Origin of the sequence: Enterobacter sp. 198, assembly GCF_009025585.1 — a bacterium.
Classification (GTDB): Bacteria; Pseudomonadota; Gammaproteobacteria; order Enterobacterales; family Enterobacteriaceae; genus Enterobacter; species Enterobacter ludwigii.
The window spans coordinates 66,431-78,969 of record NZ_WCIM01000006.1; the positions used below are offsets into that span (position 1 = coordinate 66,431).

Below are 12,539 nucleotides of genomic sequence, written 5' to 3' on the forward strand. Positions count from 1 at the left end.
TGATAGTCATCTCGGTAGTGTCAGCCTAAGGCCCTTCGAGCAGACCTCGTCGTGAGGACAGAAAGTGCCTATAATTACAGCACCGCCTCAATTAATTTATTGAATAAATTGCCTTTTACAGATAAAGCAATCGTTCTTCGGGATAAAACTTCCGTTGCCCTAATTAAACATGTATTCTACCCGGCTGGGCTTTTTCCAGCGAAAAAACGCGGAGTTAGCACACATGAAGCGGAAAAACAGAGTATTCACCTCCCTTTCGCGCCGTAAACGCCGCGCTAAAACCCGAGAAATCAAAAACCTTATCCACCGTGAACGGCATCGCTGTGGTGGTATATTCTATGACGAGTGCGATATAGATGAGGCATTTGCATGCGGAAACTGGAAGTGGAGCGACATACTTTTCTTGGGAAGAGACTCTGCGGTTTTCTGGAATGCGGAGATAATTACGGCCAGTGTAGAATTTAGTGATAGAGTCGAATCAATCGCATTCAATGAAGCATGGTCGATGCTGGATGATGGCGAACGGTTCTGTGATTTGTGCAATAAACCAGCACTCTCCGAATTCGCAGGGCTGACATGGATGGAATATATTGAGAAGCGAGAACAGGAAATAGCCCGAGAAAACCCACCAGTAGTTCACAGTGGTTATCGTATCCTACCCGGCTATGCAAATGGTATTGGTTTGCAGATTATCGTTGATGTTGATGTTTTGAGCCGTGACGTCATTGAATCCGCTATCGCAGATTTCATTACGCGAGGTGAGCGAGAATGGGTCTCGAATGAACCAGCGTACACCAAGGTATTTCAAGAAACTTCCGCTGTAGATTAGAAGGAAAATATCGAGTCTTGAGAGAAAAATACCATTACAGATAAAGTAGTTAATTAAATTATAAGCATCCCGGTAAGCCAACACATAATATGTATATTGAGAGCTTTAACGAAGATTTCGCTACGAATATCTGAATGAACGCGGTTCAATGTTATTGTACATAAAATGATTAATGCATGATGACAATCACCGACAACACTCAGCGCTGGATTCTCTGCCCCTCCTTCTAAATTTTCAGCAGGTTGGAAGAACATAAAAACCTTTCGGAACAGCGTGAAAAAAAATCAGAGCTGCTCTTTACCTGTTGGTAAACCGAAGCCAATTTTTGGGTGAAGATTAACTGCGGAAATTCCTTCCAAGAGAGTATCCAAGGAATACATTTTCAGTTCCGTATGGCCAATGATGATGCAACCATATTGGTCTTTAATATCAATAACATCATTTGCACCTAAGCCAAATTTTTTCATACCAAACTCCGGGACTCTAACCATCGGGCTGCTCCTCCATTTTTCAATAATAAGAACCATTATAGCCCCCTCATGGGTATCCGCATACAGAGTTTCGATAATCCTGCAAGTGTAGCAGTGAGCTGAATCACTGGACTAAAAGTCATATAGGATCCCTCTTGAGCACATCCGTACAATAATGCTCACATATCATTGATTAAAATATATTTTTAACTAAAACTGAATACCAGACGTTGATGTGCTGTAGCGGGGTACTTACAGTCTGATTGATGTCAGCTTTGTATAAAATAAGCGTCAAAGATGGTTGCCAGAACAGCCAAGGTTACTGATGATTACGGGTGTAAGAACCATCGAATTACGTGCTGCATTATGGTCGGAATTTGATCTAAATAGCTGCGCGGAATAGTAGATCACTGAAAGGGAACTCAGCCCGGATTGTGCGATCTGATCAATCGCCAAACCAACCAAAATCACCAACCGGACTGAGCGATGCCGATCATAGTACCAATACCCCGTGGCGAACGACGCCTGATGCAGAAAGCTATTCATAAAACGCGTGATAAAAATCATGCCCGCAGACTCACGGCCATGCTGATGCTTCATCGGGGTGAACGGGTCAGCGATGTTGCCAGAACTCTCTGTTGTGCCCGTTCATCCGTTGGTCGCTGGATTAACTGGTTTACGCACTCAGGTATTGAAGGCCTGAAATCCTTACCCGCAGGGCGCTCCCGACGCTGGCCTTTTGAACATATCTGCACCCTGTTACGTGAGCTGATAAAGCATTCTCCCGGCGATTTTGGTTATCAACGTTCACGCTGGAGCACCGAATTACTGGCAATAAAAATCAATGAGATAACCGGTTGCCAGTTACATGCAGGAACCGTTCGCCGCTGGTTGCCATCTGCGGGGCTTGTATGGCGCAGGGCCGCGCCAACTCTGCGTATCCGTGACCCACATAAAGATGAAAAGATGGCGGTAATCCACAAAGCGCTGGATGAATGCAGCGCAGAGCATCCGGTATTTTATGAAGATGAAGTGGATATCCACCTTAATCCTAAAATCGGTGCGGACTGGCAGTTGCGCGGACAGCAGAAACGGGTAGTGACGCCGGGGCAGAACGAAAAATACTATCTGGCCGGCGCACTGCACAGTGGCACGGGTAAAGTCAGCTACGTGGGCGGCAACAGCAAAAGTTCAGCGCTGTTTATCGCTCTGCTGAAGCACCTGAAAGCCACTTACCGGCGGGCGAAAACAATCACGCTGATCGTTGATAACTACATTATCCATAAAAGCCGCGAAACACAGCGCTGGTTGAAAGCAAATCCCAAGTTCAGGGTAATTTACCAGCCGGTTTACTCGCCGTGGGTGAATCATGTGGAACAGCTATGGCAGGCACTTCATGACACGATAACCCGTAATCATCAGTGCCGCTCAATGTGGCAGTTACTGAAAAAGGTCCGCCATTTTATGGAAACCGCCAGCCCATTCCCCGGAGGAAAACATGGTCAGGCAAAAGTGTAGCGGTATTAGGCGCAGCTATTTAGGTAACGCTTCCTGCTGAAAGGATAAAAATGCGCAGGCTACACCTTGTGCCTTTATCGACTCAAGCGTTAGATTTACTCAATGAACTCAAAATGATGGCAGGGAACTATCGTTATGTTTTTCCGAGGCGGAATGATCCGAACAAATCGATGAGTGAAGCGAGCATTAATCAACTAATCAAGCGAATAGGTTATGGTGGACGACCTACCGGCCATGGGTTTCGACATACTTTTTCAACAGTATTGCATGAAGCAGGGTTCAACCGTATTTGGATAGAGTTACAGTTTGCTCATGTTGATAGAAATAGTATCCGCAGAATATATAACCATGCTAATTATATCGAAAGCCGAATAGATATAATGCAATGGCATTCGAATAAAATTAACCAGAAGAATTAATAAATGTATATTAAAAACTTATCAATACGTAATTTTAGAAATTTTCAAAGTACGAAGTTGAACTTTAAGAAGGAATGTGTGAATACGATAGTTGGAGAGAACTCATCAGGTAAAACAAATGTTTTTGAGGCTATGAGATTAATACTAGATGATTCTCTCCCATATTATAAAAGATTCCTTACTGAAAGAGATTTTCACAGAGGATGTTTGCCGGTTTTTGGTCAATGGATATTAATCAGTTTGGAGTTAGGTGACATTTCTGGAGATGAGGAGTCTGAAATTTTATGTCAATTAAATACGACAGTTGATGCGGGTGGTACAGGTCGAGTAACATACATATATCGACCTCAATTCCATATTAGAGAGAAACTTTTTAATTTATCATCTATTGCAGACTTGCAAAAAAGGAGAGAGGCATATGATAAGTTGCTAAAGGAATATATTATTGATAAAACGACCTACGAGGCCTGGACTGTTTATCAAGGAACCTGTGATTTCTCCGATGAAAATGAATATGTCAGGATTGCTGGTGATTTTTCAAACTTCATTTTCCCAAATCCTTCTGTAGAATATATAGATTTATTAGGAAATAGGCAGCGTGGATATAATTTACTAGACCATATTAGTTGCACATACGCAAGGGCGCTGAGGGATGTTGTTAGTGAGTTAAAAAATAATAGATTCAATCCATTCCAAAAACTATTGGATTTCATCTCTAAAGATATTTCAAATGATGAAGAGCTCACAAGTAATATTATAGACGTAAATAATAAGATATCAACAATATCAGAGGTTAGAAAGCTTTCTACAGGTATTCTAACATCCATTACTAATGCTGTCGGCTCTACTTATTCCCCCTTAGTAAATATTTCATCAGAACTTCCTAGTGACGTCAAAGATCTTGTGAAGGTTTTACAGCTCAAAGCAGGAGATTCGTTGAGTGATGGGTACACGGCTGATTTATCCGAAATGAGCTTGGGTGGAGCTAATTTAATATATCTTGCTCTTAAATTGTATGAGTATGAAGAAGGGGTGAGTAAGAATCTATTGTCAAACTTCCTGATCATAGAAGAACCTGAATCGCATATTCATACTCATATTCAAAAAACACTTTTCAGTAATTTAAAAAACAAAAAAACTCAAGTTTTTATTTCCACGCATTCAACACACATCTCATCAGTCTCTAATATATCATCAACTAATGTTTTGGTGAAAAAACTTGGATACACTCAAGCTTGTTCTCCTTCCTCAGGCCTCGATGAACCAACGATCAATAAGATAGAGCGTTTTCTTGATGCGATACGTACAGATATTTTATTTGCTAAAAATGTGATATTAATTGAGGGGGATGCAGAGGAAATTCTAATACCTCATTTAGTAAAAAACTCTTTCGGTGTAACACTGGATGAGTTAGGAGTATCTCTTATTTCTGTGAGAGGAACCGGGTTTGAATTACTCTCATCGCTTTTTCATCCATCGAGAATAACTAAAAAATGCGCAATACTCACGGATGATGATATTAATATCTATAACGAAGATAAACCGGAGTACATCACTCAGGTAATGTATGATGATGCCATTTCCTCAGAAAAATCAGGGAAAGAGAGAGTTGAGGCGTTAAAGTTATTAACTGCAAATAATAATCTTCTCAAAGCATATTTTACAAAACATACCTTTGAAATTGATTTAGCTCTAAGCGGTTCAAAAAAATATTTTGAGATAATAGCACGAGAATCGTTCGAAAAAGATTTTTATTTAACTCCTTACTTAGATGCTTTCCAATCTTCTGACGATACGAAAATTGGTTCCTTTGCTTTAAAATTGGCAAATAAACATAAGAAAGGTTGGTTTGCAATGAAAGTTGTTGAGAAACTTGACCACAATTTCCCTATCCCTATGGCTTTGTGTAAAGCACTTGGATTTACCAGCGATTTTAATAAGTTAACTCTCGCAAGAGTGATTAAATATAGGTGTGATTATTACACTAAAACTTTAGGTGATAATATAATCGAAGTGGCTTTCTCAGATGATAGCCTTGAATATATTGTTGACAATATAGAACCAGTTTTGGATATTTTCAAAGGACACTATAGCAATGATCCTTTAGTGCATCTTTTAATGGAGGCGTAATAATGGACGATGAAAAAAAAGAATTATTAAAGATCAAAAAAAATCTTTTTGTCTCTGCTTGCCCAGGCGCAGGGAAAACTAAGTTTCTTTTGGGTATGCTTGGCGATAATATTAGGTGTGACTCAGGGTTTAAGTGGCATATAGTTCTTACACATACTAATGCTGCCGCCGATGAAATAAATTTACGATTAGATAACCAAAACATTCTAAATGATAGAGTTTGGTGTGGAACAATACATTCATTTTTACTCGAGTGGGTGGTAAGAAAATATGCGGGGGCAATGGCTAGAACAAAAGATGGAGTAAGGTTAATATCTGAGCGTGAACATCGTGACTTAATACGTAAGATTGAGAAGGAAAAATTCCCCAGTACAAGATTAAAATTTAAATGGGATGAATATGGTGATCCTCATGTTGAGCCATTTTGTTTATTAAATGAGCCTGAAAAAATAATTGATGCTCAAAAAAACGAGGCAATAGTGTGTGAGGAATATGAAAAAAATAAGATAGATGCAAGCCTCATAGATTTTAACGACATATTAACTCTTAGCCTGGAATTTTTGACTCAAAACGAGAAGATCGCAGAGTATTTATCGAAACTTATAGGTTATATTTACTTGGATGAGTCTCAGGACACTAGTTATATCCAGTTGGAAGTTCTTTCATTTATTACAAGATATAATAAAACAATAGTTCTTGTTGTGGGTGATAATGATCAAGCTATATATCAAGATCTTGGTGTGTCTATAAAAGATGAAGTTAGTATTAAGAAAATACTCAAACTCGATGAGTTGGAGGTAAGGCAACTTACGGGATGTTACAGATCTACAAAATCATTAGTAGATTACTATAAAAAATATTCTTATTTGAAATCGAATATAGAATCTATCCGTGAGGATTTAGGTAAGTCACCTATTATTAGACACACGTTGCAAACTGATTTGGCCGGTAGGGTGATGAATCTTATTGAGGCATATAATAAGTCTAAAGGTAGTGTTGAGAGTTTGGCTATAATAGGTCCGAATAGATATTACTTAAATGATCTTATCAATAGTATTTATGAACGTTCAAATGAGTTTGTATTTGATTTTTATTCAACCAATCCTTTGTATACATTGAAAGATACCATTTATAATGATCTTGTTCGTCTTGTGTTGCTTGATGTGTCAGTTAATAATTACAGAGCCAGACATGCGTTATGCATTTCTATAAAAGACAAACTTCCTGAATTTGATGGTTTATCTTGTAGTGACTTGAAAAAAGCAGTAAAGCAATTCAATACAAAGCGAACTGTTTTTATTCTTTGGTTAAAAGATTTTTATGAGTTCCTTTTATCTGCTTTACCTCATTCTCCAAAAATAAATTCTGATTATTTGATCTGTCAGTCCAATCTTTCAGCTTTTCCAGTAAAGGCTGACATAATTTCAATACGAAAAATAATAAATAAAGAGGCTAACGTTGTGAAAGTGACAACAATACATGGTTGTAAGGGTGAAGAATACGATTATGTAATATCTATTGGATATCATGATCAAGTTGTTCCCCATTCTTCGGCGGTTGAAAAGGGTGCTGAATACTCAGAAAGCATCGCAAAAAGATTAATGTTCGTTGCATTTTCGCGCGCTAAAAATCACATGAATATATATATCGATGACCGGAGAGTTGTTAGCCCTTATTTTATAGCTGATACTTGACTTGAAGAGAAACAGTGTTCTTCTGTTTTTCATATGTACCACAGCGCGCAATGCTCTGCCCGCTAAAGGGGCCGCTTTTAATGCAGATGCAATAGCGACCTCAGACCGTACCAGAGATAGCACTGTAAATAGAACGACTCACTTTTAAATATCGTCCGGTTGTAGTAGTCAACTAATTATGGCCACTACAAACTCAATAACTATCTTTTTTCTCCGTCAGTACGCTCACGGTCAATCTTTGTCAACGATGCATTAAGTTGATGTTCTGTCATTCCATGTTTGTATGCATTGTATTGCCAGATTACAAACTGCTGTTTGTACCTCCGGTTTTCTTCTTTAAGCTCTTCGATTTCACTTCCAAGATTCACAATCCTGGCGGCTGCAATATTCAAACTAGCTGGGCGCGGATTTTTGCGGCCCCTGCCTTTCAGCGCCTCTTTTTTTGTTTGATAGGCAGTCACTATTGCCTCATGTGCATTAAGGGATTGCCTTGATGGTAACTTTCCTACCAATGGCTCTGCCGCCTCACAGATTGCTAACCAAGACAATTTTGGTTCTTGCCATCCTCGAATTAGGTTCACGATGGAATCAATATCTCTATTATTCAGATGTTTAGCCAAAACCACCTCCTAGAAAAGTTGTCAAATCATCTAACATCACAGCTTCTTCGCTTGCTTTTCCTTTCTGCTCAATGGACTCAATGGACTTCTTTTCTGCAACACGCCGAAGCTGACTGAAATCATTGCCCCGAAGCTTAATCTGCGCACCATTTTCAATATCTGGCTCTTCTAAAATAGCGACTAACTCCCGAAGTCTGGTGACGGTTTTCTTGTGGTACTGATACCAGCGATCAGCCCCCATCTCGCCGCTTGCCACAGCCGTTTCGGCAAGCGAAAACAATCGTTCCGACTTCACCAGCCGTCTTTTAATTCGATCTAATTTTTCTGTATCATCGCCCTTGATACAAACCTGCTCAATACAATTGACGCAATCTCGGAACTTCTCACAGGGGCTCATGGTGTAGTCATGTACACAGTAGCCATACTCCGTCACATGGACTGAGGAATGCTCTAATGTATTGAATTCCTGCATAGTCACGGGCAAATGCTTTGCCACCTCGCCGACAGGCCCAAATAGCGCTTTTGTGGGGTCTAGGCGTTCAGCCATACCAACCAGCTCGTATTCGGTCATGTGGTTGTAAGTTCGATTCTGCTTAACATCGGCCCGCCCTGACCACTTGGCAATTTCCAGGTTTGACAGTCCGCCGCGCTGGGCAATGGTGTTGAGCAGGTGCCGTGCCTGATGCGAGGTCATTTTAACCCGTTCTCCGTTTTCAGCACGATAACCATGGCGATCAAAGATGCTGGCATGTTTTCCATCCAGAGCCTCACGAGGCACCAGATCATTGTTGCAGAAGTTATTGGTTGGCTTATGTAATTCAACCGGTAGGCATCCTCGGTTTCCGTGGAGCTGATTAGCATTTAGTGCAAACAAGGCATTGCTGTACTTAATTTCCTTGTCTTTATCAAACCACGGAAAGTCAACGGGCAAACGCGCCATAGTATGCTGCCACAGGCTGTTTAACGTATGTACATAATCTTCTTTAGCTAAACGTCGATTACCAAGAGACGACCTACACGTCTTTTTTGAGTCATGTGCGAAACCTAGCGCCATACAAGCCTGCTCCATCGTCAATGGCTCATCATCAGCGATATCGGGGCAGCTAGCATGTCGGTAAAACTTATTCGGGTGTTTCTCAATCCACTTGGCCAGCTGACGGGCATCCTCTGACAACTTTTTCGCTCTGGCGATGGCTGTTTTAGCAACTGAGACCATCACCGTTGGTATCCATTTGATATCGCCCTCGTAGCCTTTTCCTGAGAAAAAACGCCAGCCATAGCGTTCTATCCCTTCACGATCCGTTTCACACACCTCGCAATCCACAGGCAGAGCTAACACTTCAGTAATGCGTGAAGGTGCTGACATCAACATGGCAAAAACCGATGTTGTAAATATGTCTCGCTCATGAATTGGGTCATTGGCAAAAATTTCCGCCAACGCATTAAGAGCAATATCACTCGGAAGTTTCTCTTCCCTATTTTTCTTCGCCTCTCGGCCTGTTTTGTTCTTGTCCTCTACACGCTTAATTGGATTGACCCAATTTTGCATAGCACTTGATACAAGCTGGTTTTCAGTTAAAAACTTAGCCAGCCGCTCAATCTCACGGCCGCAATGATATGCTGAACCATCGGAGTAGTGCTGCCTTGCCAATTCAGCTGCTTCGTCCAGGACAGAAATCGATATGCCATCAATATTTGCGTTCCCGTTTACTTGAAGCAAAGCCGCTTCGACCGAACGGAGAGCCTTACTTTCATTCTTTGTCCCCGTGGGATGATGCCCCTGCTGGTAACGGAAATAGGCTTTGGCGAAATCAATGAACTCAGGGTTTTGTACCTCTCCCTGCATGGGCTTTCGCGTAATAATACCTAACTTGGAAAACACAGTTATGTTTGGCCAAACAGCATCTTCCCAATTTAGATCAGAACCGAATACAGTCAATTGATCTCGGCACTTGGATATGAATGCTTCAAGGTTTTCTGCTGCTGCCAGTGTAGCCTTTGGCTTGAACAGGAAAAGCTCAGCCATTGGTTATTTCCCCCTGTGGACTAAGCTCTTCGCGACGTTTTACACAACGTATGATCACATCTGCCACAGCGATAATGCTGCGATCAAGTACGGCAGCAATCTGTATGTCGCCAGTTATCTCTTTCACCCGTTCACGCTCGTTGAGCAGACCCTCATAGACCTCCTCATGTGGGCCATCCAGCCAAGGCTGGAAATGCATGCAGGTGTAGCAAGGAATAGGAATATTGGCACCACAAAAGCCATGTTCTCCACAAGTACCAACACCCTGGCCCATCTCGGTCCGAATACGACTGGTAGGATCGTTACCTCGATGCGCGTCCCTCTCTGAATCGACAAGTACCCCGACAAAGGCCTGAGCGTATGGTGCCAACTGGAAGCCAACCGCCTCATCAAGCTTTTTCACATGTTCGGGGATATTCTTAATGTAAACGCCTGCGTTTTGGGTGTCCGTATGGTCAAGCAGTTCCGCAATCACCAACTCGCCAAAGCCTTCCCGGGCAGCTCGTGTGCCCGTGGTATAACGAAAACGACGAGCATTGATATGCAATAGCTCACCGGTTCGTTCCGACCGGATATCGGACTTTTCTACGATGTACTGAAGTGTGTAAGTTATCTCTGCTGCGGGGATGTGGAGTTTGTCGGTAGCAAGCAGTTGGCGGAATTCATAAGGAGATTGGACGGCAGCTAACACATTAAGATCCGGAAACAGAGGAATTTGCTGCCGATCATCTTCCTGCAATTCAAACCCCAGACGCTTCTCAACCAGTGCAATTGCATTCCTTGCCTGAGCATTCAGGATAGCCCATAGTTCAAGTGATATCGCGAAGGGCTTGAAGTTTGTTCGAAAAGTGCTGCTGCGCTGTTTAGCTCGCGGCACATTCAACACATAGAAGGGTTCTCCTTTACCATTTTTGCCACAAAGGACATCGACCACACGAAGTAACGATATTTGGATGGGACGACGTCCCGTATGACTGATACAAAGTGTCATAGCCAACTCAGCTATCGTAATTAAGCTCTTTTCATAAGCCCGAATAGCCCCCTCATTAACTGCTGTCAGCTCATTATCCGTCAGAGGCCCCTCTCGAGGATCCATGCGCTTAACCGCATCCCCCTTACGATTACCCTTTAGCGTCCAGCCATCTAGCAATCGGATCACCTCCTTACTGATGCCGGGATAGCCCAGTTCGTGCCAGGATCGAAGAAAGCCACGGATAGTTGCCAGATACCATTCTGTTGCAGGCGACAGCATCGACCGATAATTAATCAATACAATATCAGTAATTTCTCTCGCGCCAGTCTTTCGCAGCATGTGCTGAAACCGTTCAAAAATATTTTTTGTATGAGAAGAAGAACGATTGGAAGCATAAAACGCCAGTGTCCGCAGGCAGCCATCTAGCGACCCATCTGGCAAGTAATAGTGAATATCAGCAAGGTTAATAGTGATATTTCTATCCAATGTCCACGATGTGTCATACAGCAGAAAAGAGTAGCCATTGGCGCTAGCACGGATTTGCTCGGATGCTAATGCAGATAAGGAGTTATTCGTCATCATTCTTCATGTCCTCTGGCAAGCGGGTGCCGCTACCTTCTTGTAATGCCAGAGCGGCCTCAAAACCTTTTTGCCGAATGAAGCGTTTGTTGTAAGTCGCTGCGGTTCCTGAGCCATCCCTCCAGCCCATTAAATACGAACGGAGTTGTTCTTGGCGTTCCTCGCTGACTTGCTCATCCATGGCATCCATTCTTTCTGAAAACTTGCGATTCCAGGTGTGACGGAGCGAGTGCCCTGTCGCTGCATACAACTGCGGTGATACAGTCCTGACCACAGAAAAAATTTTGTGGTATCCCCCTTTGGAGATAGGATTTCCCACAGTTGGCCCTGGCTTGTAAGTTACAAACAGGTAGTCATTTTTCTTCGCATTTCGGACTTTCCGGCGGTCTTGAATGATATAACTATGCAGTTCTTGAACTAAGGATTCAGCCAACGGTAAGAGCCGTTCTCTGGTTTTAGCATTAGGCTGATTGGTTCTAGAGTCAACCCGCTCATCTGCTCGCCTAACGATACGGATCCTGTTAGTACTAAAATCAACATCCTGTATTCTGATATTCAATAATTCACCACCTCGAATACCAAGATAAAACAGAAGCAAGATCATCAGCCGATTCCGGCGCTGCACATCTATTGAGAAAGGATTTGACTCCGATCCAGGCTGGATGACTTCAAATAGCGAATCCAATTGAACATCACTCAATGACCTGTCTTGCAACTCACTGCTTCTGTGCTTTTTAGACGGTCGGCGCGTCTTTATTTGCTGCGCCATAGCATTGATCTGTTCGACAACTTCCAGTTCTGCCGTCTTTAAGATATGCATCGCATACCAGTGTAAATAGTTGGCAAACGTTGTCAGCCGGGAATGCTGTGTCCCGTTATCAACGGTATCGGTCATCACATCTGCCAACCAAGGGGTAGAGGACGCTATTAATGGCCTCTTTCCTTGTTTGCACTGAGCAAAATCTCGCAGATCGTCCAGCTCATGTGGTCTGAAGAAGTCCTTGGTCAAAAACCGCTGCTCAAGGTCAATGTCTCGACTCTCTACAAAGCTTAACAACATAACAAGGTTGCTAGCCGCCGCCAACATCGTTGAAAAAGCATCCCCTCTATTGCGGATTTGAGTTGTTAGAAACAGAGTGGGGTAATACAGGGGAAGGCCAGAAGAACGATCCACCACCATGCAGTAGCGCTCACCACTATCCATAACAAATTTTGTAACCCCGTAGAGTTTCTTCATGCGCACACAACCAACAAACTTTACATAATTGCAAGGTGAACGAT

At 42.4% G+C, this 12,539-nt stretch carries 9 protein-coding genes and 2 pseudogenes; 6 read left to right on the top strand and 5 right to left on the bottom strand.

Going from position 1 to position 12,539, the window contains the following annotated elements:
• Positions 1-223 precede the first annotated feature (223 nt).
• Positions 224-829 carry a hypothetical protein gene (locus tag F8561_RS01640; RefSeq protein WP_048216958.1) on the top strand — a complete coding sequence of 202 codons (606 nt, stop codon included), beginning with the start codon at positions 224-226 and terminating at the stop codon, positions 827-829.
• 284 nt (positions 830-1,113) lie between these two features.
• Here F8561_RS01640 and F8561_RS01645 read toward each other — a convergent pair whose 3' ends face one another.
• Positions 1,114-1,356, bottom strand: coding sequence for a hypothetical protein (locus F8561_RS01645; protein WP_048216959.1), 243 nt, complete (start codon positions 1,354-1,356; stop codon positions 1,114-1,116).
• Between the two features lie 259 nt (positions 1,357-1,615).
• Between F8561_RS01645 and F8561_RS24295 the strand changes: the two are divergent.
• The 5 genes and pseudogenes from F8561_RS24295 to F8561_RS01665 form a co-directional block, all read left to right on the top strand.
• A pseudogene (locus F8561_RS24295) lies at positions 1,616-1,690 on the top strand (hypothetical protein); the annotation flags it as partial.
• A gap of 95 nt (positions 1,691-1,785) precedes the next feature.
• Entirely contained in the window at positions 1,786-2,817 is a 1,032-nt protein-coding gene (locus F8561_RS01650) for an IS630-like element ISEc33 family transposase (protein ID WP_001752311.1), read from the top strand.
• Positions 2,818-2,846: 29 nt separating this feature from the next.
• Positions 2,847-3,236, top strand: a pseudogene (locus F8561_RS01655) (tyrosine-type recombinase/integrase); the annotation flags it as partial.
• 3 nt (positions 3,237-3,239) lie between these two features.
• The gene (locus F8561_RS01660; protein WP_059347289.1) at positions 3,240-5,366 is read left to right on the top strand and encodes an ATP-dependent nuclease; all 2,127 of its coding nucleotides are present in this window, start codon (positions 3,240-3,242) and stop codon (positions 5,364-5,366) included.
• Positions 5,367-5,368: 2 nt separating this feature from the next.
• On the top strand, positions 5,369-7,060 hold the full coding sequence (locus tag F8561_RS01665) for a UvrD-helicase domain-containing protein (protein WP_151887079.1): 1,692 nt from the start codon (positions 5,369-5,371) through the stop codon (positions 7,058-7,060).
• Positions 7,061-7,260: 200 nt separating this feature from the next.
• Here the strand turns inward: F8561_RS01665 and F8561_RS24160 are convergent, their stop codons facing one another.
• Genes F8561_RS24160 through F8561_RS01685 form a run of 4 tightly spaced genes read right to left on the bottom strand, consistent with a single transcriptional unit; the run spans position 7,261 to position 12,495 of the window.
• The gene (locus F8561_RS24160; RefSeq protein WP_048216962.1) at positions 7,261-7,680 is read right to left on the bottom strand and encodes a hypothetical protein; all 420 of its coding nucleotides are present in this window, start codon (positions 7,678-7,680) and stop codon (positions 7,261-7,263) included.
• Positions 7,673-9,706 carry an integrase gene (locus F8561_RS01675; RefSeq protein WP_048216963.1) on the bottom strand — a complete coding sequence of 678 codons (2,034 nt, stop codon included), beginning with the start codon at positions 9,704-9,706 and terminating at the stop codon, positions 7,673-7,675. Before F8561_RS01675 ends, F8561_RS24160 begins: the two co-directional genes overlap by 8 nt.
• Entirely contained in the window at positions 9,699-11,261 is a 1,563-nt protein-coding gene (locus tag F8561_RS01680) for a site-specific integrase (protein WP_048216964.1), read from the bottom strand. The genes F8561_RS01675 and F8561_RS01680 overlap by 8 nt, the downstream gene beginning before the upstream one ends.
• Positions 11,248-12,495, bottom strand: coding sequence for a tyrosine-type recombinase/integrase (locus F8561_RS01685; RefSeq protein ID WP_048216965.1), 1,248 nt, complete (start codon positions 12,493-12,495; stop codon positions 11,248-11,250). Before F8561_RS01685 ends, F8561_RS01680 begins: the two co-directional genes overlap by 14 nt.
• Positions 12,496-12,539: the final 44 nt, after the last annotated feature.